Source organism: Streptomyces sp. NPDC002870 (assembly GCF_042888505.1).
Classification (GTDB): Bacteria; Actinomycetota; Actinomycetes; order Streptomycetales; family Streptomycetaceae; genus Streptomyces.
Map to the genome: position 1 here is coordinate 1 of NZ_JBIAPW010000045.1, position 22,593 is coordinate 22,593.

20 protein-coding genes and 3 pseudogenes are annotated in these 22,593 nt (G+C 68.2%); 10 read left to right on the top strand and 13 right to left on the bottom strand.

The features are described 5' to 3' along the window. Positions 1-289: 289 nt before the first annotated feature. The 3 genes from ACFYWY_RS34615 to ACFYWY_RS34625 all read left to right on the top strand — a co-directional run bounded on the left by ACFYWY_RS34615 (position 290) and on the right by ACFYWY_RS34625 (position 2,323). Positions 290-1,144, top strand: coding sequence for a caspase family protein (locus tag ACFYWY_RS34615; RefSeq protein ID WP_389194454.1), 855 nt, complete (start codon positions 290-292; stop codon positions 1,142-1,144). A gap of 221 nt (positions 1,145-1,365) precedes the next feature. Beyond that, positions 1,366-1,578, top strand: a complete 213-nt coding sequence (locus ACFYWY_RS34620) for a hypothetical protein (RefSeq protein WP_389194318.1) — start codon at positions 1,366-1,368, stop codon at positions 1,576-1,578. A gap of 16 nt (positions 1,579-1,594) precedes the next feature. Further along, the gene (locus tag ACFYWY_RS34625; RefSeq protein ID WP_389194320.1) at positions 1,595-2,323 is read left to right on the top strand and encodes a TetR/AcrR family transcriptional regulator; all 729 of its coding nucleotides are present in this window, start codon (positions 1,595-1,597) and stop codon (positions 2,321-2,323) included. 90 nt (positions 2,324-2,413) lie between these two features. Here the strand turns inward: ACFYWY_RS34625 and ACFYWY_RS34630 are convergent, their stop codons facing one another. Further along, the gene (locus ACFYWY_RS34630; RefSeq protein ID WP_389194323.1) at positions 2,414-2,878 is read right to left on the bottom strand and encodes a hypothetical protein; all 465 of its coding nucleotides are present in this window, start codon (positions 2,876-2,878) and stop codon (positions 2,414-2,416) included. Positions 2,879-3,138: 260 nt separating this feature from the next. Here ACFYWY_RS34630 and ACFYWY_RS34635 point away from each other — a divergent pair, with 260 nt between their 5' ends. From ACFYWY_RS34635 to ACFYWY_RS34645, 3 genes are all read left to right on the top strand, one after another. Beyond that, a complete protein-coding gene (locus ACFYWY_RS34635) occupies positions 3,139-4,308 on the top strand; it encodes a sensor histidine kinase (protein WP_389194326.1) in 1,170 nt (389 codons plus the stop codon). Further along, a complete protein-coding gene (locus ACFYWY_RS34640; protein ID WP_389194328.1) occupies positions 4,305-4,982 on the top strand; it encodes a response regulator in 678 nt (225 codons plus the stop codon). The genes ACFYWY_RS34635 and ACFYWY_RS34640 overlap by 4 nt, the downstream gene beginning before the upstream one ends. A gap of 793 nt (positions 4,983-5,775) precedes the next feature. Further along, the gene (locus ACFYWY_RS34645; RefSeq protein WP_389194330.1) at positions 5,776-6,429 is read left to right on the top strand and encodes a DUF6300 family protein; all 654 of its coding nucleotides are present in this window, start codon (positions 5,776-5,778) and stop codon (positions 6,427-6,429) included. Between the two features lie 296 nt (positions 6,430-6,725). Here the strand turns inward: ACFYWY_RS34645 and ACFYWY_RS34650 are convergent, their stop codons facing one another. Beyond that, entirely contained in the window at positions 6,726-7,730 is a 1,005-nt protein-coding gene (locus ACFYWY_RS34650) for an NAD(P)H-dependent glycerol-3-phosphate dehydrogenase (RefSeq protein ID WP_389194333.1), read from the bottom strand. 766 nt (positions 7,731-8,496) lie between these two features. Further along, a complete protein-coding gene (locus ACFYWY_RS34655; RefSeq protein ID WP_389194335.1) occupies positions 8,497-9,639 on the bottom strand; it encodes a hypothetical protein in 1,143 nt (380 codons plus the stop codon). 659 nt (positions 9,640-10,298) lie between these two features. On the opposite strand from ACFYWY_RS34655, the gene ACFYWY_RS34660 reads away from it, so the two are divergent. Continuing rightward, the gene (locus ACFYWY_RS34660; RefSeq protein WP_389194337.1) at positions 10,299-10,874 is read left to right on the top strand and encodes a hypothetical protein; all 576 of its coding nucleotides are present in this window, start codon (positions 10,299-10,301) and stop codon (positions 10,872-10,874) included. 177 nt (positions 10,875-11,051) lie between these two features. Beyond that, positions 11,052-11,438, top strand: a complete 387-nt coding sequence (locus tag ACFYWY_RS34665) for a hypothetical protein (RefSeq protein WP_389194340.1) — start codon at positions 11,052-11,054, stop codon at positions 11,436-11,438. On the opposite strand, the gene ACFYWY_RS34670 is transcribed toward ACFYWY_RS34665, so the two are convergent. Together ACFYWY_RS34670 and ACFYWY_RS34675 are read right to left on the bottom strand one after the other, a co-directional pair. Next, complete coding sequence (locus tag ACFYWY_RS34670) at positions 11,410-12,045, bottom strand: IS5 family transposase (protein WP_389194342.1); 636 nt, start codon at positions 12,043-12,045, stop codon at positions 11,410-11,412. The genes ACFYWY_RS34665 and ACFYWY_RS34670 overlap by 29 nt on opposite strands. Further along, complete coding sequence (locus ACFYWY_RS34675) at positions 12,015-12,224, bottom strand: transposase (protein WP_389194457.1); 210 nt, start codon at positions 12,222-12,224, stop codon at positions 12,015-12,017. Before ACFYWY_RS34675 ends, ACFYWY_RS34670 begins: the two co-directional genes overlap by 31 nt. A 698-nt stretch (positions 12,225-12,922) precedes the next feature. On the opposite strand from ACFYWY_RS34675, the gene ACFYWY_RS34680 reads away from it, so the two are divergent. Next, complete coding sequence (locus ACFYWY_RS34680) at positions 12,923-13,492, top strand: aldo/keto reductase (RefSeq protein ID WP_389194345.1); 570 nt, start codon at positions 12,923-12,925, stop codon at positions 13,490-13,492. Between the two features lie 158 nt (positions 13,493-13,650). Here the strand turns inward: ACFYWY_RS34680 and ACFYWY_RS34685 are convergent, their stop codons facing one another. The 5 genes and pseudogenes from ACFYWY_RS34685 to ACFYWY_RS34705 all read right to left on the bottom strand — a co-directional run bounded on the left by ACFYWY_RS34685 (position 13,651) and on the right by ACFYWY_RS34705 (position 17,354). Further along, positions 13,651-14,070, bottom strand: coding sequence for a DUF6924 domain-containing protein (locus ACFYWY_RS34685; RefSeq protein ID WP_389194348.1), 420 nt, complete (start codon positions 14,068-14,070; stop codon positions 13,651-13,653). Between the two features lie 5 nt (positions 14,071-14,075). Next, positions 14,076-14,840 carry a DUF6193 family natural product biosynthesis protein gene (locus ACFYWY_RS34690; protein WP_389194351.1) on the bottom strand — a complete coding sequence of 255 codons (765 nt, stop codon included), beginning with the start codon at positions 14,838-14,840 and terminating at the stop codon, positions 14,076-14,078. A gap of 191 nt (positions 14,841-15,031) precedes the next feature. Next, a pseudogene (locus ACFYWY_RS34695) lies at positions 15,032-15,391 on the bottom strand (DUF6192 family protein); the annotation flags it as partial. Between the two features lie 68 nt (positions 15,392-15,459). Further along, positions 15,460-15,870, bottom strand: a complete 411-nt coding sequence (locus ACFYWY_RS34700) for a heavy metal-responsive transcriptional regulator (protein WP_389194354.1) — start codon at positions 15,868-15,870, stop codon at positions 15,460-15,462. Between the two features lie 216 nt (positions 15,871-16,086). Next, positions 16,087-17,354: pseudogene (locus ACFYWY_RS34705) on the bottom strand (IS110 family transposase). Positions 17,355-17,916: 562 nt separating this feature from the next. Between ACFYWY_RS34705 and ACFYWY_RS34710 the strand changes: the two are divergent. Next, positions 17,917-19,068 carry a PP2C family protein-serine/threonine phosphatase gene (locus ACFYWY_RS34710; RefSeq protein ID WP_389194357.1) on the top strand — a complete coding sequence of 384 codons (1,152 nt, stop codon included), beginning with the start codon at positions 17,917-17,919 and terminating at the stop codon, positions 19,066-19,068. A 314-nt stretch (positions 19,069-19,382) separates the two neighbouring features. Here ACFYWY_RS34710 and ACFYWY_RS34715 read toward each other — a convergent pair whose 3' ends face one another. From ACFYWY_RS34715 to ACFYWY_RS34725, 3 genes and pseudogenes are all read right to left on the bottom strand, one after another. Beyond that, positions 19,383-20,375 (bottom strand): recombinase family protein, encoded by a 993-nt coding sequence (locus ACFYWY_RS34715; protein ID WP_389194360.1) that lies wholly within the window; start codon positions 20,373-20,375, stop codon positions 19,383-19,385. Positions 20,376-20,573: 198 nt separating this feature from the next. After that, a pseudogene (locus ACFYWY_RS34720) lies at positions 20,574-21,556 on the bottom strand (L-threonylcarbamoyladenylate synthase). A 185-nt stretch (positions 21,557-21,741) separates the two neighbouring features. Then, complete coding sequence (locus ACFYWY_RS34725; protein WP_389194362.1) at positions 21,742-22,383, bottom strand: carbonic anhydrase; 642 nt, start codon at positions 22,381-22,383, stop codon at positions 21,742-21,744. Between the last annotated feature and the right edge of the window lie 210 nt (positions 22,384-22,593).

The following is a 22,593-nucleotide window of genomic DNA, read 5'->3' on the forward strand; positions in this document are numbered from 1 at the left end:
AACTCACCCCGGAGCCGTTCCACCTCCCCAAGCCTCATACCTTCACCATGCCCCCGACCAGCCAAGATCGGCAGACCTCACGAAGCACTACTAGGTACCGCGCCACCGAGTCCCTACCAGCATGCGCAGCGGCATCACCCAAATGGTCGAATTAGCGAGCTATGCGCCAATCGGGTGGTTACGATCAAGATCGGGAATCAGGTGCATCCCATCGACTGGCTTTGACCAGTCGATGCGCTTTCCCTCGTACACCTCGGCACACCCGCTCCACGCAGAAGGGAGCTTCCCCATGGCTCAGGGAATGTCCATTCACATCGGTCTCAACAAGGTCGATCCCACCAAGTACAGCGGTTGGGACGGCAAGCTCATCGCCTGTGAGGACGACGCGCAGGACATGGACCAGCTTGCCAAGAACGCAGGAATCGAAGATCGCGTCACTCTCCTCACCGCCAAGGCAACGGTCGACAACATCACCGCCGAGTTGCGCAAGGCGGCGAGCGTCCTCACACCCGGTGACTTCCTTCTCTTCACCTACTCGGGGCACGGAGGCCAGGTACCCGACCTCAACGGGCCCGAGGATGAGTCGGACCGGCTCGACGAAACCATGTGCTTCTTCGATCGGGAGTACATCGACGACGAGCTGTACAGGGAGTTCGAGGGCTTCGCCGAGGGTGTTCGGATCTTCTGTCTCCTCGACTGCTGCCACAGCGGCAGCGGCATCAGGGTGCGGGACATCCTCACTCCTGAAGCCATGCAAGAGCAGTTCCAGACCGCCGACCCCGACCAGGTCGAGGTCACGTCCAGGCTCATGCCCCTGGACAAGCAGGATGAGGTGTACCGACGGGACCAGCAGTTCTTCGACGACATCCAGCGCAAGCTCAACGCCAAGGACAACCGCGACCTTGGCGCAACCGCACTGCTGATCTCTGCATGCCAGGACAACCAACTGGCAGCAGACGGTCTGCGCAACGGCCTGTTTACCGCGACCCTGCTCGACGTCTGGAACGGCGGTGGGTTCACGGGCGGGTACAAGGCATTCCACCGCGAGATCCTCAAGAGGATGCCAGCCACCCAGAGCCCGAACCTGTTCATCACCGGCCGCACCAACAACCGGTTCGTTAAGCAGTCGCCCTTTACGGTCTGAGGGGCGGACACGCGCGAGGCTCTGGGACATCGGGGTGGGGCCCCCATTCTGGGATCGCCGCGAAAATCTTGGCGGGATCGCTCGGCCGGAACTCGACTCCGGTGCTATTGCAAGCTCGCTCGAAGGATCGGGAAATCACCTCATCGTAAGGTCGCCAATCGCCCATCGTTCATCGAGCTGGTAGCAGCGGCGGCAACTTCACCCTCGGCGGCAAGGTCTACGTGGCCGTCAAGTTCAACTCGGGGCAGGTCAAGTACCACGGGAACGTGATCGCGAAGACGAATTCCGGCGTTCCCGGCGGGGCCGTCTATCTGGAGACGAACATCGCCGCCCCCTGTGCCCCCGGGAACAACGGCTACGCCCAGGCGTACGACTACAGCACCAGGACTTGGTCGCCGAGACTGCCGGTGGCTATCTGTGTGCGGATCGACTGAGCACCCGGCGCGCGGCATGAGAATACCAAGAGGGGAGGCCAAGGAACGCAACCGCCGCGCCCTGCTCGACGCCGCGCGCCAGGTCGTCGCCAGGGACGGCAGCCGTGCCCGGCTCGACGAGATCGCCGAACAGGCCGACGTGACCACGGGTGCCGTCTACTCGCTGTTCGGCAGCAAGAACGGCCTGATGGCCGCCCTGGTCACGGATTACCTCGGCCCGCACTACGAAGGCATGGAGCAGGCCGCTCCCGCCGAACTCGACCTGGTGGAGGCGGCCGGCGCCGTCGCCCGCTACTACCGGCGCGTCTGCGACGACCCCGACGCGTTGCGGCACCTGTCGTTCGAGATCAGCCTGCAGGACATGGCCCTCAGTGACCCGGATCTGCAGACCAGGCTCGCCGCGTCCGTCCGGGCGCACGAGGAACGCCTGACTGCGCTGTTCGTCGGCAGATCGCACCAGGGGGTCCCCGTGACGCCACGTCAGGCGCAACGTCTGGCCACCGCGCTCAGAGCACTCCTTGTCGGCCTCAGCCAGGGAGTCACCCTCAGCCTGGCCGAAGCGGCCCCGGAGTCGTACTTTGCCGATACCGCCCGCGCTCTGACCGCACCGGATGTACTCGGGCCCCCTGAGCGTCGGAGGGCCCGTCCGGTCTGGTCCGGCGGGTCCGGTGCGGACAAAGGGACCTGGGTTCTGTCGTCACGCCCCGCCGTCTGTCCGAAGGGCGGGGGCCGGGCGGGACTATGACGACACTCCCGCCCGGCCCTCCCGCTAAGGGAGGACCGGGCCGCACTTCGGTCGCGCCACGCGGTTCGTCGGCGACGACGGTCCCCCGTCTCAGCGGTAGTAGTAGGCCTTCGCCTCGATCGTGTGCGCTTTGCCCTTCAGGTAGATGCGCATGTAGTACGACGTGCCGGACGACGCGTTCGCCTTCACCGTCATCCAGCCGCCGTTGCAGTGGCCCCAGCCGCCCTTCTTGACGACCTTCTTGTCGCGGGTCCGCACCACGTCGATCTTGTACTTGGTGCCGTCACCGCCGTTCCAGCAGCGTGCGTTGACGCCGAGCGTGCCGCTGCGCGGGACGAAGTCGGGCGTGGCCCAGTACTTGGTGGGCTTGTGGCTCTTCGGGCCCCAGATCAGGTGCCAGCCCGCCTTCGCGGCGGAAGCTTCGGTCCGCGAAGCGGCGGTGGCCGGTGCGCTGTGCGCCGCCGGCGCTGCCTGGGCGGCCGGAGCGGCTATCGCGAGCCCGGTGCCCAGCGCCACCGTGGCCGTCGCCAGGGCGAGGCTCTTTCGTGCCGTCATCGTGTCGAATCCTTTCTTGGACCACCGGCCGGGTTCCCCCGTTGGGCACCCCGTGTCGACCGTGTCCGCGTGGCGCCCGGAGGTCGGCCGCGGCGCCGTCGTGCTGGTCCAAGAAGCTACGGGCGGCCCGTACCGGGCCGCGTCCGGCGACGGGTTGAACTCCCGGCAGACCCGCGGCAGTAGGCACACGGTTCCTGCACCTTTCGCGGTACCGCGGCAGTTTGACGTCCCGCCGCCCGCCCCACGGCTACGCTGCGGCGATGCGGATCCGTCCCCCAGGCCGTGTTGGCCTGGCAGCCGACGCGCTGATTGCCGTGGCGCTCACCAGCGTGGCCGTGCTCCTCGGGCAGGAGGCCGCGATCCAGGGATGGTCCGCGCTCGACGCGCCCGCGTACGCGCTCGTCGGGCTGGTCAATCTGCCGCTCGCGCTGCGCAGCAGGGCGCCGGTCGCCGTCTGCGCCTTCGTCCACCTCGTGTGGTTCTGCTACGTCACCGCCGGCTACTGGCCGGTCGTGAACACCTTCGGGCCGATGCTCGCCGTCTATACGGTGGCGTCGCTGCGTCCCGTACGCACATCCGTCACCTGCGCCGCCGCGATGGCCGGGATCTGGATCTACGCGGGAGTGGTCAGCCACAGCGACTCCATGCCGTCCGTCGTCGGCCAGGCCCTCGTCTTCCCCGCCGTGCTGTGGCGCTTCGGCGTCACCGCCCGCCGTGCCGCCGAACTTGCCCGCAGGCTCCGCGAGGAGCAGGCCGAACGGGCCCGCCGAGAAGTGGCCGAGGAGCGCGGCAGGATCGCGCGCGAGCTGCACGATGTGGTGGCTCACCACATGTCGGTTATATCGGTGCAGGCGGGTCTGGCCGGATTCGTCTTCGACTCGGACCGCGACACGGCGCGTACCGCGCTCTCCACGATCTCCGGCACCAGCGCGGAGGCCCTCGATGAACTCCGCCGCATGCTATGGGTGTTGCGGGCCTCGGATGAGGACGGCGTTCCGGCCACGCCCATGCCGGGCCTCGCGCGTCTGGGGGAGATGGTCGAGCGCGTACGGTCCGGTGGCGTGTGGGTCGACCTGCGGATGGAGGGCATGGCCCGCCCGCTCGCGCCCGGCGTCGACCTGTGCGCGTACCGCGTCGTGCAGGAGGCGCTGACCAACGTACTGAAGCATGCGCCCGGAGCCAGCGTGAGCGTGGAACTGCGCTACGAGCCAAGCCAGTTGGAGGTGACCGTCGCGGACGACGGACAGGGGGTGATTCCGGACAAGGTTCGGCCGGGCAGCGGGAATGGGTTGATCGGCATGCGTGAGCGGGCCAAGCTCTACGGCGGGCGGGTCGACATCGGCCCGCGGAGCGAGGGGGGTTTCGAGGTGCGTCTGACCCTGCCCACCTCCACGCAGGCCGTACGCGAGGGAGAAGACACGTCGGGATGACCAGGGTGCTCGTCGTCGACGACCAGTTCCTGATCCGCGCCGGGCTGGTGGGGCTGCTGTGCGCGGCACCCGGCATCGAGGTGGTCGGCGAGGCGGGCAACGGCGAGGAGGCCGTCGCCCTGGCCGCACTGACCCGTCCCGACGTGATCCTGATGGACATCCGGATGCCCGGCATGAGCGGCGTCGCGGCCACCGAGAGGATCCTCGCCGACGCGCCGGACCCGCTGCCCCGGGTCCTCGTCCTGACCACCTTCGACCTGGACGAGTATGTCTACGGCGCCTTGCGTGCCGGTGCCTGCGGCTTTCTGCTCAAGGACTCGGGGCCCGAGCGGCTGCTCGCCGCGGTGGCGGCGGTCGGCGGGGGAGACGCGCTCTTCGCGCCCAGCGTCACGCGCCGCCTGGTCGAGGCGTTCGCCCAACGGGCCGGAAACACCGGGAGAACGGACGAACCGCCGCCCGATCTGGGGGCGTTGACCGCGCGCGAGGTGGAGGTGCTGAGGCTGACCGCCAGAGGTCTGTCCAACCTGGAGATCGCCGGCGAGCTGTTCATCAGCGAGGCGACTGTCAAGACGCACCTCAATCGCACGATGACCAAACTGGACCTGGGCAGCAGGGCGCAGGCCGTGGTGGTGGCGTACGAGACGGGTTTGGTCACTCCAGGGGGCGCGGGCTGACCGGCCGCGGACTCAGGGGGACGGGGCGCCGCTGCGTACGCAGGTGTGCCCCGGCGAGCCCGGCGCTCTCACATAGGTCGTCAGGCGACGGCTTCGCCGCCCACGAGCCGACTGGAGTGACCAGAACACCCAACGCGGCCACCATGGCCACGACGACGACCCACGCGGACGCACGGCTTCTCAACAGACATGTCCCCCCGACTGGAATCCGTGCCCCACATCATGACCCGCGAAGCCCTTTCAGGACACGGAGTTGCCCCAGAACACGTGGTTGCCCTCAGGCATGCTTCCCCGGTGCCGCTTCGCGGGAGCGAGCTCCGGTATCCGCCGTACCTGGAGTGGAATCCGAAGGAGGCGACCCGGCGCCGGAAGGTTGAGCTGCTGGGCTTCGACCCGCTCGAGGACTGGCGACCCGCTGCCCTACGGCCCAACACGAACCGTCGTAGCAGCTCCCCCTGTCAGTCCTGGCTGCCACAGTGGCTTGCATGGACGCGTCCAGTGGTGGCCTCTGCGGCGTCGGCTGACCCGACGGAAGCCCGGCGACGAAGCCAGCGGCTGGCTTCCTGAGGCCGGGCCGGCCGGGGTCTTGGCTAGCCCCTGGAGGGATTGAGCAGCCCTGCACGCGCATCGGGCTTCCCCGACTGACGTGGGCGCGCCGGGACTCTGGTGAGCCGACCCCTCATCGCGACAGAACTCGGTGGGGAGTACCTCCTGGGGTCGGAAATCGTCGGGAAGGTTGACGCTGCAGTTCATGCGGGCTTTGGTGGGCGCAGGTGAGAGCAAGGAGGCTGGCGTGGCCCGGGTGGAACTCGCAGAGAAGTTGCCGTCGTGCTCACGCTGCGGAGGACCGCTGATCTCCAGCGCCGTCATGCCGCAGGAAGACGCGAACGGCATTCCGATCCACCTGGAACTGTGTTCCTCCTGCGACACCGAGAAACCGGCAGCCGGCGCACTGCTGCGCTGGTTCGCCACCGGCGGCGGTCACGACATGTCACGCGTCCACGAGGGCGCGGACCTGCTGATGGAGTGGACCAGGGAAGGCATGGCCGAGCACGGCTGGAGCTGGATCGCCCACGAGCCGGACGACGAGCACAGTGAACCTGCCCGCCCTACCGCGGACGAGACAAGCACAAGTATCCGGGTGCTGATGACTCAGGAGATCCCCGGGAACATCGCGGACGTGGATCGCCTCCAGGAGATCCGCGACACCCTCCGCACCCAGCTCACCAACGCTCCCCCCGAACAGCGAGCCCGGCTTCAGGAAGTCATCCGGCGCTTCGGAGCCGCCATCGCCGAGGGCCTGGCCGCCCAGGACCCAACTGCCGCCGAACTGCGCGACCAAGTCCCGCAGCCACCTGGCCCACTGAGTCCGGAAGCCGAACAACGCCTTATGGACCTCATCCGGCGCCTGACAGACGAGCCGCCGCGTCACGACTCAGACGGCTGATTGCCGATGGCGAAGCGCAACGTGCAGGGTCCCACGCCTGCGGTCAAGCATCTTCCCCATTGCCTCCCCGCATTCCCGTCACGGATGTCACCTGCCCGGCAGCCATCAGGCTCTGATTCACCCTCGGCAGCTGCCTGCGCGGGTGGCAGTAGATGGTGCGCCTGCGCGTATGCCCGGATCCGACCACGATCTCGTCCTCGATCACCGGTTGATGATCGGGCGGCCGCCTCGGCTTTCCACTCGCTCCATCACAGCCAAAGCCGCTGAGGGAATGACCTCCTAGCGGCGCGGGATGATCAGGTGCCGTATTGCTCGGGCTTGGGGGACCGTGCCATCAGCATGGCGGCGGCCTCGGCGACAGTGACCGTTCCCTGGATAACGGCGACGACGACTTCGGTGATGGGCATCTCCACCCCGTGCCGTCGGGCGAGTTCCAGGATCGACTGGGACGACTTGACGCCTTCTGCTGTCTGGCTGGTCGCGGCGGTTGCTTCGGCCACGGTCATACCCTGGCCGAGGTGTTCGCCGAAGGTGCGGTTGCGGGAGAGCGGTGAGGTGCAGGTGGCGATGAGGTCGCCCACTCCGGCCAGTCCGGAGAACGTGAGGGGATCGGCTCCCAGCTTCGCACCGAGCCGGGCGGTCTCCGCCAGGCCTCGTGTGATCAGCAGGGCGCGAGCGTTGTCGCCCAGCCCCATCCCTGCTGCGAGTCCGACGGCGAGTGCGATGACGTTCTTGACGGCGCCCCCGAGTTCGCAGCCGATCACGTCGTGGTTGGTGTAGGGGCGGAAGTACGGAGTCAGGCAGGCTTCTTGGAGAGCCTTGGCCGCGGTCTCGTCGCGGCAGGCGATCACCGATGCGGCGGGCTGGCGGGCGGAGATTTCTCGGGCAAGGTTCGGCCCGGAGAGCACAGCGACGCGCTCCGCGGGCACACCGGTCACCTCGGTAATGACCTCGCTCATGCGCAGTCCCGTGTGGGTTTCGATGCCCTTCATCAGGCTGACAACGACCGTGGACGGCTCGATCAGCGGCGCCCAGCGGGCGAGGTTGTCGCGCAGCGACTGCGCTGGGATCGAGACCACCAGGAAGTCCGCGCCGGCGAGGGCCCGCGCCACGTCTGTTGTGGCCTTCAGCGACGTCGGCAGGATGATGCCCGGCAGATAGACGGGGTTTTCGTGGCCGGTGTTGATCGCGTCGACGATCTCGGGGCGGCGGCCGTGGAGTACGACGTCGCTGCCGGCGTCGGCGAGGACCGCTGCGAACGCTGTGCCCCATGACCCGGCTGACAGCACCGCAGTCTTCATCCTGTTGCTCCTTCAGCGCCGTACGTCGTCTGGACCCTATCGGCTGGGCAGGAGGGGGCCGGACGCCGCAGGGTGAGCACGACGGCGCGGCGTTCGAAACGCCGTGGCAGAGCCTGGTGGGCCGACTGGTGGAGGCGGTGCACAGGTGAGGGCCTGGGCCGTTCACGTGGAGGGTTCACCACCAAGGTCCACCTGAGCGCGGACGAAGGAGATGTCGCGGGCCTACACCTGGGGCAGGGCGCCTGGTCGGGCCCGGAAATGCGCCTGCATCCCTGTGGCGGGAACGGCATGGAACGCGTCGCATCTGCCGCTGGGGTGGGCGGCATGGTGATCCGTACATTCGACATCGAGCGACCACCCTCCTGGCCGACGGGCCCCAACTACGGGGCCTGGCATGACTCACGCCTGGGTGGCTGACTCTGGCCGGGCCCTCTGGCGGCACAGGGCGCTGGGGAGATGGCGGCCGGTGGAGTCCGGCGCCGGAGCCACCAGGTTCATGTGTTTGGCCCCCGATGCAGCACGTACCCCTCAAGACAAGGAATGCAGCTTTGGCAGGCTTCAAATCACACGGCCGGCACGCGCAGCGACTTCGGACGCGAGTCAATCCGGCTACACTCGCCGCACTCCCGCTCTTAGGCCTCGCCGCCCTGGGAATATCGGCGTCCGCCGCGTACGCGGCGGACAGTCCCGACCCCGCGACTCAGTCCACGGCCGACCGTACACAATCCGATCTGAACGCTTCCGGCCCCGAAGAAGCCGACCCGCCCTACCACTTTCCAGACACCGACAACGCGGACGAACCCGCGGTCGACGACTCCGACACGACAGCGAGAGACCTCCCGGCCGACGAAGAGGCGGGCACCCCAAGGAGCGCACCGGCGCCCCGGACGACCACGATCCGGGCACCCAGGGCCGAGACAACCAGCAGGACACCAGCGACCGGCAACCCGACACCGCGGAAACACCGAGCCTCGACCAGGACGCTCCCCAGCAAGCGTCGCCCAACACCAACGACGGCCACGACCACGACAGTGAACAACTGCCGAAGGACACCGGGCACGACGAGCACAGCCAGAACAAAAACACAAAGCCCGAAGAAACCACCGACCGCGAACACACCACCGGCGACACCACCCCGGCCGGAGATGACGCCGACGAGCACCAAACCCAGCCGGACTCCACGACACGTGAGACGGACCCCCTGGATCCCGGCCAACAAGAGGAATCCCACGGCGATCACCCCATACCCTTGCCGTCCAGCCCGGTAGTCCAGGACCCGGGTGCGCCTGGTCCGCCTGGCATGCAGCCTCCGGTTCCGGTGGTACCTGCGCCGGTGGGCCCTGGTACGGGGGATCTTGGTCCCGGCGGCGAGGTTGGGGATCCTGCCGCGGAGGAACCCGCGAACTCCGACGAGGACCAGGACGAGGCTGCTGACGGTCAGGACGCGGATTCCGGTTCGGACACCGAAGACTCGGGTTACGACTCGGGGTATGAATCCGAGGTTCCCGAGACCGAGGATTCGGGGAAGGACGGGCCGGGTGCGCCTGGCATGCAGCCTCCGGTTCCGGTGGTACCTGCGCCGGTGGGCCGTGGTACGGGGGATCTTGGTCCCGGCGGCGAAGTTGGGGATCCTGCCGCGGAGGAACCCGCGAACTCTGACCAGGAGCAGGAGCAGGAGCAGGAGCAGGAGCAGGACCAGGACCAGGACCAGGACCAGGACCAGGACCAGGACCAGTCTGCTGACGATCAGGACAGCCCAGGTGCTGAGGTTGTTCCGTCGGACGGTGAGGGGGATTCGGATGCGGATGTTCCAGGTGGTGGGGTCTCCTCCCCGGGCCGGGCTCCTGATGCAGCCGACCCGCGCGTGGCTCCCTACATAGACTCTGTGCCGTAACGCCTGCCGCGCCATCCGCCGTCTCGGATTGACCCCATGTTGCGGGATTGGAATGGCCGGCCCCCACTCGTGGTCCCTCTGCCTCCTGCCTACGACTCCCCGCCGCCGTCACCGCGCATAGACGACCGTCGTGACTACACGGTGAATGGCCCGCTGCTTGCGCCGACAGAGGTCCCGTGGCGTTGGACAGAGCGCGTGGAGCCCAGGTACACCTACACTCCGCCGACACCGGACGCCCGGGACCTGCTGGGGGACCTGCGGGATGCCACGGACGGGGAAGCAGACGCCGGGGAACTGCTGGGAGACCTGCGGGATGCGATGGAAGGCGGTGCGCGGCCAGCAGACCCCGGCCCGGCTGGCTCGAACGCGCCATAAATCTTGCCATGAAATCCGTGGTCGTCAGCCCGAGACGCTGCTGGGATCCTAGGCTGAATCGCGTCATCTGATCATGTCCGTCCCCGGCGAGCTCGCATCAGTGCTCGCCGGGAACAGACGCCTCAACGCCGATATGTTCCCTTCCGTGGTCGTCGGTAGGAAATGCCCAAGACACTTCGCGATCTGAACTGCTCGTGAGCAAGAGGCTGGCCGCTGCTGGGAGATGGCGCGGTTCGGCTATCACGCGATTGCGGAGCGAGGGGTGAGGCGGTGTGGAAGATCCCGGCATGATGTGCCGTATGACCGTCAGCACCACACCCGTCACCCCCTCCCTGCCTGCCGGTACGAAGGACAAGCTCAAGGCATTGAGGCCGCTGTTCACAGCTGAGCGGAGGCGGGCCAAGTCGCTGAGGAGCACACCCCGGTGGAGCGCTGATGGCCTCCCGAGCCGTGAGGCCGCCGTACGGCGGGCGCAGTGGCAGATGTACAAGGCGAGCGTGCAGGAACGCGGGAAACTGGTCGACACTCGCGATGTGCTGGTCACGTACGGGGTACGGCAGGAGTTGAAGAGGCGGGGATGGAACCGGGAATGGCCGCCCCTGCCGCAGCAGGCCCTGATTGGCGGGCGTTGGCCCGGCTCACGGGACGTCGACTGCCCGGAACAGATCACGGTGCGGCTGCCCGCCGAGCTGGTGCTGCAGGTGCGCTGCGCGTGCTGGCACTCGTCAGCGAAAGCAATCGACCTCCTGAGGGACTGGCGTGACGAACACTCCGAAGCCCTTCCATGGGAGGCGTACCGGTCCGCGGAAGAGGACCAGGCAATGAGGGAGTACGAGGACCTGGCCTCTGAGACGCCATCCGCTTTCCGAACGTGATCGTTTAGTTCGGGTGGGTGGGTATGAACTCCGGTCGGCAGCGGGAGAGATGGGCGTGGTTGGTCCGTTCGTCTGGCTCGTGGAGGTGGCTGGTGGCGTCGGTGCTCGGTTTGCTGGAGGCTCGGGAGAAGAGGGTCCGGGAAGAGATCGCGCGGTTGCGGGAGGAGGCGGAGCGGGGTGCAGGCCGCACTCGGCGAGGCGGAACGCGTGCTGCAGCGGCTGGTGGATGCCCGTGCAACGGTGGCCGAGGTGCTGGCCGAGCCGCCTTCCGCGGTCGCGGAGCCGCAGCGGGGCTCGGTGGTCGGCTCGGTGGTGCCGCACCGGGCCGACAGCATGACGGCGTCGGTCCTGGCGTCGGACTATCAGCGGATCGTGTCGGTGCTGGAGTCGGAAGCGGGCCGGGAGGGCATGCGCTGCCAGCAGTTGGCCAGGGCTCTGGGGCTTCAGGTGGTCCCGGCGAAGGTCGAGGGGGTGCGGTCGAAGGCGAAACGCCTGGTGGAGCGGGGGTGGGCTCGGCAGGTGCGGCCGGGGGTGTTCACCGCGCTCGTGGTGCCGGCCGGCTGAAGGCACCGGGGCGGCGTCCGGCGAGGCGGCCGCTCATGAGCATGGTCATCGACCACAGCACCATCGCTTCGTGCATGGCGGGCAGGGTTTCGTAGTCGCGCACCAGGCGGCGCGAGCGCATCAGCCAGCTGAGCGTTCTTTCCACCACCCACCTGCGCGGCAGCACCACGAAGCCCGTGGTGTCGTCGGTGCGTCTGACGATCTCCAGGGTGAGGTGGAGGTTCTCGGCCGCCCAGTCGACCAGCCGCCCGGCATAGCCGCCGTCCGCCCACACCAGGCGGATGGAGAAGTACATCTTGCGCAGTTGCTCGAGCAGTGGGACGGCGGCGTCGCGGTCCTGCACGCTCGTCGCGGTCACCGCAACGGCCAGGACCAGGCCGAGGCAGTCCACCACCAGGTGCCGCTTGCGGCCGCCCACCTTCTTCCCGCCGTCCCAGCCGGACGTGGAGCGCGGGATGTTCGCCGCTGCCCGCAGTGACTGCGAGTCCACGATCGCGGCCGTCGGGTCCGCCTTGCGGCCCTCCTTGTCCCGCACGCGGTCGCGCAGCCGGTCGTGGAGCTCGGCGAGCAAACCCCTCACCTGCCAGCGGCGGGCGAAAGCGTGCACACGCCGGTACGGCGGGAAATCCGCAGGCAGATTGACCCACTTGACGCCGTGTCGACCACGTAGCGGACTGCATCCAGCATCACACGGTGGCAATAGCTCTCCGGTCGGCCGCCCCGCCCTTCAAGCCACGCGGGCACCGGCAGCACCGCCCGGATGACCTGCCATTCCGCGTCCGTCATGTCCGAGCCGTAACACCGCACGCGCTCCGGCCCGTCCGCCGCGTTGCCGAACCTGTGCGCGAGGCAGTCACACGACAGGGACGTCGAGTTGGACTCCACACAGGTGAGCGCGAAAGACTGCGGCAACAGGGCCTCCTGGTGATCGGTTTGGTTCGCACCCCCGAACTACCAAGAGGCCCTGCTGTCATGCGCCGGCCCTCGCGCGATCACCCGAACAGGAACCCTGTTCGACCAGACCAGCCCCGTCATCGATAACCGGATGGAGTCTTAGATCGCCAAGGGCTCATATCAGGGGTCATTCAGCGACGCTTCATTGCAGCTGACAGAACTTCCAAATGGCGACTTTCCATGGCGGATTGAGTGCTCAGTGCCGGGGGTGCCCTCGCGAATGACCCCTGATATGAGCCTCTGGTGATCTGGCGTCTCGCTCAGGCGAATGCCACGGTGAGAGCGGGGCGGACAGAGCTGTGCTTCGCCCCTTTTCCTTTCCCCGGGCCTTCGTCTCGATGCTCTGCCGCACCCTCCGGGCCCGAGTCGGCACCCAGATCATCGCGATGAGAGCGAGCCCCGTCGTGACCGCTTCACACTTGGCCCGGCGACGCCTGATCGCCGGATGGAACGAGCATCCTCTGGGCGTCGGTTGCCGGCCCATCGGAGGACCGGCAACCAACCTTGGCCACGCCGCAGGATGGGCACCCGTGGACGATGACCGCGCGGTCGATGCCCTGCTCCGCGCCCACGGGCTGGGCGGCACCGTCTACGACACCTCAGACATCTACGGTCTCGGCCATTCCCAGAGGCTGCTGGGCAGGATGCTCGCCCAAGTGCCCCGCGAGAGCGTACGGATCACCTGCAAGGTCGGCGCCTTCAAGGGCACCGGCGTCAACGCGTACAGCTCCCTCAACTTGCACGGACAGGTGGAGCAGAGCATGGAGAACCTGAGGGTGGACTATCTGGATGTCCTGACCCTGCACCACACCGACTTCGGGCCGCGCGACCGGTACCTCGAGGAGGCGCTGGAGACCTTGCAGGCCCTGCGTGACCTGGGGAGCGTCAAAGCGATCGGGATGCAGGGGCCCACCCGCCTGGTGACCGACCAGGCCGCCTCCGCCTCCTGCGTAAGCAACCGGGAGAGCGCGGCACGGTTCGCCTTCCTCTTCCAACGGATCAGGCCCGAGGTCATCTGTACACCGTTCAACCCCCTCAGCCGCGAGCTCGAGGCCGTGGACGGCGAAGAAGACGAGGTGCTGCGGAGCCTGGCCGGTTGAGCGACCCCAAGGCCAAGGAGAAACTCGTCGCTCTCGACCGCAGTTTGGAGCGGACACACAATAACGGTCGGGGCGGTCCAACCGAGCTCGGCATGCCCGTCATCACCAGGCCACGGCCGGGTCCTGCCTGAGGAGGTGGGCGAAACTACCGTGCGTGCTTAGCTGTCCTCGAAGCCGCAGTACGTGTCCGATTCGTTGGTGGCGTCGGCGAACTCGGAGAAGTCCATGTTGGCGATGGTCAGGTTGTTGGAGACATCGGCGTACCAACGGGGTGGAACCCGGAATGTCCGGCCGGGTTCGTCATACAGGTCGACGGCCAGGAGTGGATGCTCCTCGCTGGTCATGGTGGTCGCGTCAGCGAGGAACACGTAGCACAGTTTGTCATCGTCATCAGCGGCGGCATCTGCGTCGACCAGCGCTTGAACACTGACATCGGTGAAGGAGGAGTCACTGACGAAGGTCGCATTGCGGTAGCCCGAGCCGTCGATCGCTGCTTGCACCGTTTCCCAGGCCGCCTCGCTGCTGAAGTCGGTGCGCAGGACCAGCGAGGTCAGATCATCAGGTTGAGGCAAGTCCATGCACGTCATCCTTCCACCCGAGACCAGGCGCTTCTCAGGCGGCTCCCAGAAGTGACAGGTCCAAGGCCGGAGGGCAGATGACGCACGGCTGTCAACACGGCGTCCGCCACCGTGGTCGTATCGACAAGGACCTCACCCATGATGCTGGCACTGAGGGTGTAGCGGCTGTCCCGATGCGCGTCCAAGCAGAGCGGAATGACCGCGAGGCGAGGGCGGGTACTGGTGGAGAATCGCAGGGTCCAGTGGCTCGTGAACGGGTAGAGCTTCCGCAGTGCCGGCTCGGCGTATGCCGCCTCCACGAGCGCGCGGTACTCGGGCCAGTCCACCTCGTCCGCCTCCGTGAGCAAGTGCTGCCACTCGGACTCGGCAAGTCGCACCGGATCGTGGTCTGCCACCTCGAAGCGGCTAGTGAGGTGCACGAACGGCGCGGCTCGGGAGATGTCGGTCAGCGCTGCCCCGTCATGCCACGCTTGCGCCGCCCGGGCGAGCTGGGCCAGGTCCTGTGTGGTTCCGTCGATCAGTGCCATGCCTTGGAATGACTCGCAGCCGCGGATTGACCACCGCCGTTCGGCTACCCACGCGGTGATCTCCAAGGTCGTCCGTTGCGGAACGGTGCTTGCGACGGCGGTATGGCGCAGCGGGTCGGATTCCGAGGCGGTGAACGGGACCGAGAAGCCGTCCTTGAGCGCGGCGGCTCGGAGCGCCGCGGCGAGGCTCCCTTCTATAGCAACGTCGGGATACAGAGCAGCGGGATCAGTTGACGTGGCCATAGATCTGATTCTGCCCCAGCGATCATCCCGTGTGCGTTGCGAACCAGGCACACGCACCACTCTTTGACCCGGGACACGACCCGGTGAGGCAGTCATCACGAGTAGCCTGTCTGCAGAACGACCTATCCAGGCGTACCGCTGCGGACCTGGCCTCATTGAGATCAGGCGGCATCCAACCCGTAGTCCGGATAATCGTCCGACATGGCGCGGAACGCGACGTCGGGGCGCCGCAGCAGACCGGTAGTCACCTCCGCAGCGACGTGGTCATCCCTGGTCAACTCCTCGACAACCCGGACCTTGTCCTCCGGCCTGACCTGGGACACCACCGCCGGCCGCCGCAGGAAGTCGCTGGTGACGGTCGCGGCGACGTCTTCGTCCCGGGCGAGGGTGTGGATCGCGCTGACCTTCTCCTGCGGCGTGATCGGGTGCTCGACCTGCCGGCCGACCCGGCGCCGGGCCTCGTCCGCCGACCAGCGGGCCTTGCCCTCCGGCGGTGTGAGGATCGCGGCGAACCGTTCCTGTTCGTCGGTGATGCCCGCCAGGATCTTGTGGGGGTGTGACCCAGATACGCGTCAAAGGGGCAATGGGATGATCTTGAAGCCGCGCGGTGGGCTGACGTCTACGAGTCCTCGATGATCCCGCAGAAGACGGTAACGGGCTGGTCGTCGGTGCAGTCGTCGGCTCGCTGCCGGGTCTCGGCGAGCGTCTTCCGCAGGGCCAGAAGCTCGGCGACGGTGGTGTCGATTTCGGCGATCCGATCGTCGAGCAGGTCGCGGACGGTGGCGCACGGCGGCGTGCCGCCGTTGCGGATGGCGAGTACGTCGCGGATGTCGTCCAGGTGCAGGCCGAGGGTGCGGGCTCGGCGAATGAAGGTCAGCAGCTCGACGTCGTGCTGGTCGTAGAGTCGGTAGCCGGCCTCGGTCCGCTCGGCGGCGGGCAGCAGGCCCCGGGCCTCGTACACCCGCATCGCCTTGCGCGTGACCCCGGCGGCCTTGGCGGCTTGCCCGATCGTCAGTCCTGGTAGCGCCATGGTCGTGCCTCCTCGCCTCCATTCTTGACCTTGCCCCGGGGGCCGGGTTCTAGCGTCGCGCACGTTCGGATGGAACACGACGAGAGGTGATGACCATGCCGTTCCGCGAGGGTGAGGTCTACCGCTGCCCCGATGAGAACTGCGGGTGCGAGCTGACAGTGACCAAGGCGGCGCCGCCGACCGTCCGTTATCTAGACATCTCACCGGGCTAACGCGTCAAGCAGCGAGGTCCACAGCGGGAGGAAAGGCCTGCTGCTCGTCGAATGGAACGCGGTGCCGGAGACAGTGGTGCAGCATCCCCAGCAGGCGGTTGAAGAGGTTTCGTAGGCCGGAGGCGTGCCAGTCGCCGCGGTCCCGTCGGCGACGGTAGTGGGCGTGTGCGCCCGTGGAGGAGCGGAGAGAGGCGAACGCCCAGAGGTAGCCGGCGTGGACGAGGCGGTCGTTCTTGCCGTGCCTGCGTCCGACGTAGCGCTTCTTTCCGGAGGCCCTGGTGATCGGTGCCGACCCGGCGTACGCCTTCAGTGCGCGCGCGTCGGTAAAGCGCGTCTTGTCGTCGCCGATCTCGGCCAGCACCCGGGCGCCGAGCTGCGGCCCGAGGCCGGGGAAGCTCATGATGATCTCGGCGTCCGCGTGCTGGCGGAAGGCAGCTTCAGATGCCTCAGCGAGGTCGTCGGCACCTTGGCAGACGGCATCGAGCTGGCGCAGGAGGGCGAGCATCTGGCGGCCCATCGCGTCCTCGATGAGCGGCGGCTGATGGGCGTACTCGGCTCGGAAGATCGCCTGGAGGCGAGCGGTTTCGGCGTCGAAGCTCCGTTGGCGGCCCGCGCGCTTGAGGGCGGCGCGGATCTGCGGCTTCGAGAGCTTCGTAGCCGTGGTTGGGGTCGGGGCGAGAGCGAGGATCGCGCGGGCCTCGCGGTGTGCGAGGCCGCCTTCCCTGCCGGTCACGAACGCAGCCAGGGCGGCTGGGTAGTACTCGCGCAGCAGGGAACGGAGCTGGTTGGAGACCTGGACGCGGCTCCAGATCGCGTCCTGCTGGGCGCGCGCCAAGACCGCGATGGCCCGGACGAGTTCGCTGTCGTCGGGCAGCGGGCGGTGCATGGCCAGGTCGGTTCGCAGGATATGCGCGAGGACCAGGGCGTCGCCCGCGTCGGACTTCTTGCCGGAGACGCCGTGCCGGTCGCGGTAGCGGGACGCGGCGAGCGGGTTGATCGCGTACGACCGCCTGCACGCAAGGCCGCGACGAGCAGGCCGCGGCTGGTCTCGATCGACACGGGCACCGGGTTTTCCGCGGTGTCGCCATGGTCGGCGAGTAACTCCAGGAGCTTGCGGTAGCCGGCCGCGTCGTCGGTGATGCGGGCCTTGGCCAGCAGCTCCCCGGCCTCGTTGACCAAGGCGACGTCGTGGTGCTTCTCCGCCCAGTCGATGCCGCAGAACACGGTCACGCTGTTCCCCTTCGTCGTGCTATTTGTGCTGGTAGCGAGCAGATGCGGGCCGCGCGGCGACCTAATACCAGGACTCGGGGTCCGCCATCTCACAAGCCGTTCGCGGCGCCAGCGCGCCGCGCGGGCCTCGGTCTAGTCCAGAGCTCCAGGGCTCGCGGGGATAGAGGGGAGGTCACGGTGCGGCGGGCTCGCGGGACGAACGTAGCGAGCATGAGCGTGGCCGTGTGGCGGTTCGGAGAGCACCGGGGGCTCCGCTCTAGATAAAGGCCTCACGGGCCGTAGGGCCGCTGGAGTCGCACCCGGTGCCCACCGCACCGCCACGCTGGATGGGCTCCGCTAACTACGTATTAGGGTCCGCAGGCACTTCACGCAGGTCAGGCCGCATGGCCCGCTGTCAGACAAGTAAGGCAACAGGTGGCGTCGGAAACGGTTCGGTCAAACCGTTTCTCCCGGTCCGCTGATCCGGGAGCCCGGCACGGGCCGAGGGGTGGAGCGCTTCCTTCCGGCGAGGCAGGCTGTACCTATGCGTTCCCGCCTCCGCCCCTCTCTGCGGTCCGGAGCGTCCACTCGACCAGGAGCGGGCGGTCACGGCGGGGTTCCGTTCATGCTGGGGCAGTGTGTGCCCTTCGCGATCGTGCTGGCCGTGCTGGGCATCGAGCTCTCGCCCGCGCACGATCTGGTCACCGGCCCCGTGCTCACCACGACGCCGGCGCTGGCCGCGCTGACCATGGGGCCGATGGGCACGCTGTCCACGGCAGTCCTCGCCGCGGGTGTGAACGCGGCCTCCGCGACCTACAACCAGTCGTGGGGGACGCTGACCCAGCTGATCATCGGGAACTTCCTGGGGCTGTTCGTGGTGTCCGTGGCCAGTGTCATCCTGAGCAACGCCATGCGTACGCGCAGGCAGGGCGAGCTCGACCAGGTCCGCCGGATCGCTGTAGCGGCGCAGGAGGTCGTCCTGCGGCCCGTCCCCGAGCGGCTGGGCCCGGTGCGGGCCGCCAGCCTGTGCCTCGCTGCGGGGACAGGGGCGCTGGTCGGCGGTGATCTGTACGAGGCCGTGCAGACGCCGTACGGCGTCCGGCTGATCGTGGGGGACGTGAGGGGCAAGGGGCTGACCGCCATGCGCGCGGTCGCGGTGACCCTGGGCGCGTTCCGGGTGTCCGTGCACTACGAGGACGAGCTGACGGAGGTCATGTACTGCTGCGAGGCCGCCCTGCAACGGGAGGCGGCCGTGCCCGGTACGTACTCTCAGGAAGTTCTGACGGAGGGATTCACTACCGCCCTCGTGGCCCAGGTGCCGGAGGAACAGGTGGTGCTTGTGGTCAACCGTGGCCATCCGCCTCCGCTAGTGCTGCACCGTGGCAGCGTTCAGGCCCTGATGCCGGCCTCGCCGCTGCCGCCGCTGGGTCTGGAAGACCTCGTGGACGGCCTTACCGCCAAGGCCGAGAGCTATCCGTTCGTACGCGGCGACCGTCTGCTCCTGTACACCGACGGCGTGATCGAAGCCCGCAATCGCGACAAAGACTTCTTCCCTCTGCCGGAGACCATGGAGGGGATACGGGCGAGCACCACCCCTCGGGAGTTCCTGGAGGAACTGCACCAGGCGTTGATCCGCCATACCGGAGGCCGCTTGACGGACGACGTGGCGATGATCCTCGTGGACCGGCTCGACGAGGACACCGCCGACAGCGGATACATGTCGAGCACGGCGCGTACAGCCCGTTCCACGCGCCCCATGTCCTCGGCGGAGAGGTAGCCGAGGAGCTCTCCTTCCTCGAACCGCTGAGGGCGGAGGCAGGAGCGATGGCAGCCCAAGTGCGTCACAACCCCAAGCTCAGGCACTGACGTCATCTCTCGTGAACATCCACGAGTCTCAAGATCGTCAACTGTTGGCCAAACCGGCGGACACACGCTGCTGCTTGAAGTGAACGAAGCCAAAGGGCCGGGCCGCACTTCACAAACATGCCGTACGTGCCTGAATGACCCGTTGATACCCGTCAGGCACGGGCTCCTGGCCCTACTTGCCAGACTTGCCTGACGCTCAAAACGCACCCGAGATAACTGTGGCGGTCAGCAGAGCCCGACGTGCTGCTGCGGCAAGACCATGGTCAAGAAGTCGGAGTAGGCGCCCGGCACGGGTCTGGCGGCCCTACGCTGATCCGAGCCGTCCCGGTGGCTTCCCCCGTGCCACCGGGACGGCTTTCCTACGTCTGGGTTCAGGTCGTGCCGTCCGCCGGGTCGTCCTCGGCGAGGGTTCTTGCCGGAGGTGATGACCAGCTTGCGGGCGATCTCGGGGACAGGAACCCCGTTGGCTCGCAGGCTGCGGGCGTAGGCGGCCATGTCGTCGTCGACGACCTTGGGCCGTCCGCCGTGCCGGCCGCGTTCGCGGGCGGACGCCTGGCCTTCGAGGGACTTCTCCCGGATGTACTCGCGTTCGGACTCTGCCATGCCGGCGAAGAACGCGAACAGGGCGGCGCCGTGCCCGGACGGGTCGTACAACCCTTGGAGGGGGCCGGTGAGGAGTTCGAGCTGGATGTCGTGGTGGTGCAGGTCCTCGGCGATGGCCAGTAGCTCGGCGGCGCCGCGGCCGAGGCGCTTCATCTCGTGCACGGTGAAGATCACCCGTTGGTGGGGGACGGCCGTCTTGATGGTGCGGGCGAAGTCCATGGCCTTGACGAACTCCGGGCCGACCTTGACCCGCGTGCTGATCTTCTCCGAGAAGACCGGATCGCTCCTGGCTTCCGCCAGGGCGTCGAGCTGGCTCTGAAGCTCCTGCTGGGCGGTGCTGCAACGGGCGTACCCCACCCTCGTGGGCTTCGTGGTGGCCCCGGGCACGGCGGCCTCGATGGCCGGGCCCATCTCCCACGCGCGGCCGGGGCCGCGGTCGGTGGGGGTGCGGACTTCGAGCTCGGCGCGGAGTTGGGGGACGAGCATGAAGCGCGGGGTGTGGTACTTCGGGGCGACCTTGCCGCCGCGGGTGCGGCAGGTGCTTCCGGCGGGCACCTCACAAGTGGGGCAGTCGAACTGTTCGACGGCGGCGGCCGGTTCGGCGAGCTGGGGCATGTCGCAGAACCTATCGAGAGGGGCATTGCGCGAACGCCGTTTTGCGAGAGGTTGCGAGAACGAAGATCAGGGACAAACCGGACGCGGTCCGGTGGGGGTCCGGGGTCTCTCAGAACTACTCATTTCTGCGAGCACGAAACGTGACAGCCTTCACCGACGGTGATCACGCGGCCGGGTCGTCCCCGATCTGGAGTTCGTTCACCCGGCTACGGAGGGCCGGGGCCCCGCGGCGCGGCGGAGCCGGTTGGCGATCGCCAGTCCCAGCCCCTCCTCCACCGGCAGCGACGCGACGATGAGGTCGCACCCTTGCTGGTCGAGCTCCCGCAGGAACCCGTACAGCCCGCGCGCGTAGGCGGCCATCGCATCGGGGACCGCCACCACGGCGTGCGCCTTCACCGGAGCGTCGGCGAAGGAGGCAGGCAGAAAGACGCCCACCTTGTGCCCCAGCTCCTGCGCCGCTCCGCTTCGGAGACGACCTTCTCGGGCTCGACGAGGACGACCCGCGCACGCGGCGCGTAGTGGGACGGATGCTGGCCCGGCACCCGGACCCGGCTGGTCGAGGGGACCGCGAGCGGGCACCCCAGCACCGCTTCGAGGTCCTCGCGCGTCACCCCGCCGGGCCGAAGGACGCTCGGGATCTCGCCCGTGGCGTCGACGATGGTCGACTCGACGCCGACCTGGCAGGGGCCGCCGTCCAGCACGAAGTCGACGGCGTCGCCGAGCTCGGCACGGACATGGTCAGCCGTTGTGGGGCTGACCGAGCCGAAGCGGTTGGCGGACGGGGCCGTGACACCGCCGCCGAAGGCCGAGAGCAGTGCGAGTGCGACGGGGTGGTCGGGCACGCGCACCGCCACCGTCTCCAGCCCACCCGTCGCTTCGAGGGGCACGCGGGGACCGCGCCGCAGGACGAGCGTGAGGGGCCCCGGCCAGAAGTGTTCGGCCAACAGGCGCGCCGTCGCGGGCACGTCCTGGACCCAGTCGTCCAGGTGCTCCGCGCTGCCGATGTGGACGATCAGCGGGTGGGAGGGCGGACGTCCCTTGACCTGGAAGATAGGCGAGACGGCGGCGGGGTCCTCGGCGTTGGCGCCCAGACCGTAGACGGTCTCTGTCGGAAAGGCCACCAGGCCCCCGGCGCGCAGCACACCGGCCGCCTTCTCGATGTCACTGGTTCTTGCCGTCACCCTCGAATCCTCCCACTGTTCCGCTGCCCACATTCCATGGTCTCGCTGGCGCATGACGACCAACCAAGGACGACGGCACCGCGTGAGTCCGATCCCAGCCCGCTCCGGGCCCGCGCACCGCAATCTGCTCGTCCAGCAGCGCGCCCGCCTACCCCTACGGGCAGGCGGGCGGCCGACAGCGGGTTTCACCGTGCGGAGGCAGCAGCCTTGCTCAGGCCAGGGGAGGCGACCAGCTGCGCACTGCCGTCGGCCAGCCGGTAGGACAGACCCGCCACGGCGAGGCGGCCGGCGGCCACCCGCTCGGCCAGGACGCGGGAGCGGTCCAGCAGCAGGTCGACTGTGTGCAGGATGTGCTCGTGGAGGATCTCCTCGGCCTGGTCGCGTCCGGCGGCGCGCGCCGCCAGCACGCTCGGGGTCACCCGCTCGACGACGTCACGGACGAACCCGGCGGGCGCCCTGCCGCCGTCGGCGGCGGCGCAGGCAGCCGCGATGGCCCCGCACGAGTCATGGCCCAGGACCACGACCAGCGGGCAGTCCAGCACGCTCACCCCATACTCGATGCTGCCCAGCACCTCCGAACCGACCACATGCCCCGCCGTGCGGACCACGAACAGATCACCCAGTCCCCGGTCGAAGATGATCTCGGCGGCCAGCCGGGAATCGGAGCAACCGAACAGCACCGCGAAGGGACTCTGAGCCGGTGCGGTCTCGGTGCGGCGTGCGGCGTCCTGGTTGGGGTGCTCCGGCGAGCCGGTGACGAACCGCTGGTTGCCGTCCAGCAGCATCTCGAAGGCATCATCGGGAGTCGGCGTCAATATCTCAGTCATGGCCGCAGGCTACGGCCGGCCCAGTGGAAACGCGCGGCCAGGTCCACGGACGGCGGCCGTCCGCACCTCCGCTGGCGGCACACCCAGACGCCGGTCGATGTCGCCCTCGACCCGCCTCCTCAGGCCCGCAACAGAGGAACACGAAACCCGGCTGCTCCACGCGAGGGGCACGGGGTAGTTCAGCGGCGATAGGGTGCGTGGCGGCCTGGG

Excerpts from the sequence above, each read along its gene's own strand:
- ACFYWY_RS34615 (WP_389194454.1), top strand. The coding sequence starts at position 290 with ATGGCTCAGGGAATGTCCATTCACATCGGTCTCAACAAGGTCGATCCC.
- ACFYWY_RS34625 (WP_389194320.1), top strand. The coding sequence starts at position 1,595 with ATGAGAATACCAAGAGGGGAGGCCAAGGAACGCAACCGCCGCGCCCTG.
- ACFYWY_RS34630 (WP_389194323.1), bottom strand. The coding sequence starts at position 2,878 with ATGACGGCACGAAAGAGCCTCGCCCTGGCGACGGCCACGGTGGCGCTG.
- ACFYWY_RS34635 (WP_389194326.1), top strand. The coding sequence starts at position 3,139 with ATGCGGATCCGTCCCCCAGGCCGTGTTGGCCTGGCAGCCGACGCGCTG.
- ACFYWY_RS34640 (WP_389194328.1), top strand. The coding sequence starts at position 4,305 with ATGACCAGGGTGCTCGTCGTCGACGACCAGTTCCTGATCCGCGCCGGG.
- ACFYWY_RS34650 (WP_389194333.1), bottom strand. The coding sequence starts at position 7,730 with ATGAAGACTGCGGTGCTGTCAGCCGGGTCATGGGGCACAGCGTTCGCA.
- ACFYWY_RS34655 (WP_389194335.1), bottom strand. The coding sequence starts at position 9,639 with ATGGCGCGGCAGGCGTTACGGCACAGAGTCTATGTAGGGAGCCACGCG.
- ACFYWY_RS34660 (WP_389194337.1), top strand. The coding sequence starts at position 10,299 with ATGACCGTCAGCACCACACCCGTCACCCCCTCCCTGCCTGCCGGTACG.
- ACFYWY_RS34675 (WP_389194457.1), bottom strand. The coding sequence starts at position 12,224 with ATGACGGACGCGGAATGGCAGGTCATCCGGGCGGTGCTGCCGGTGCCC.
- ACFYWY_RS34685 (WP_389194348.1), bottom strand. The coding sequence starts at position 14,070 with ATGGACTTGCCTCAACCTGATGATCTGACCTCGCTGGTCCTGCGCACC.
- ACFYWY_RS34690 (WP_389194351.1), bottom strand. The coding sequence starts at position 14,840 with ATGGCCACGTCAACTGATCCCGCTGCTCTGTATCCCGACGTTGCTATA.
- ACFYWY_RS34700 (WP_389194354.1), bottom strand. The coding sequence starts at position 15,870 with ATGGCGCTACCAGGACTGACGATCGGGCAAGCCGCCAAGGCCGCCGGG.
- ACFYWY_RS34710 (WP_389194357.1), top strand. The coding sequence starts at position 17,917 with ATGCTGGGGCAGTGTGTGCCCTTCGCGATCGTGCTGGCCGTGCTGGGC.
- ACFYWY_RS34715 (WP_389194360.1), bottom strand. The coding sequence starts at position 20,375 with ATGCCCCAGCTCGCCGAACCGGCCGCCGCCGTCGAACAGTTCGACTGC.
- ACFYWY_RS34725 (WP_389194362.1), bottom strand. The coding sequence starts at position 22,383 with ATGACTGAGATATTGACGCCGACTCCCGATGATGCCTTCGAGATGCTG.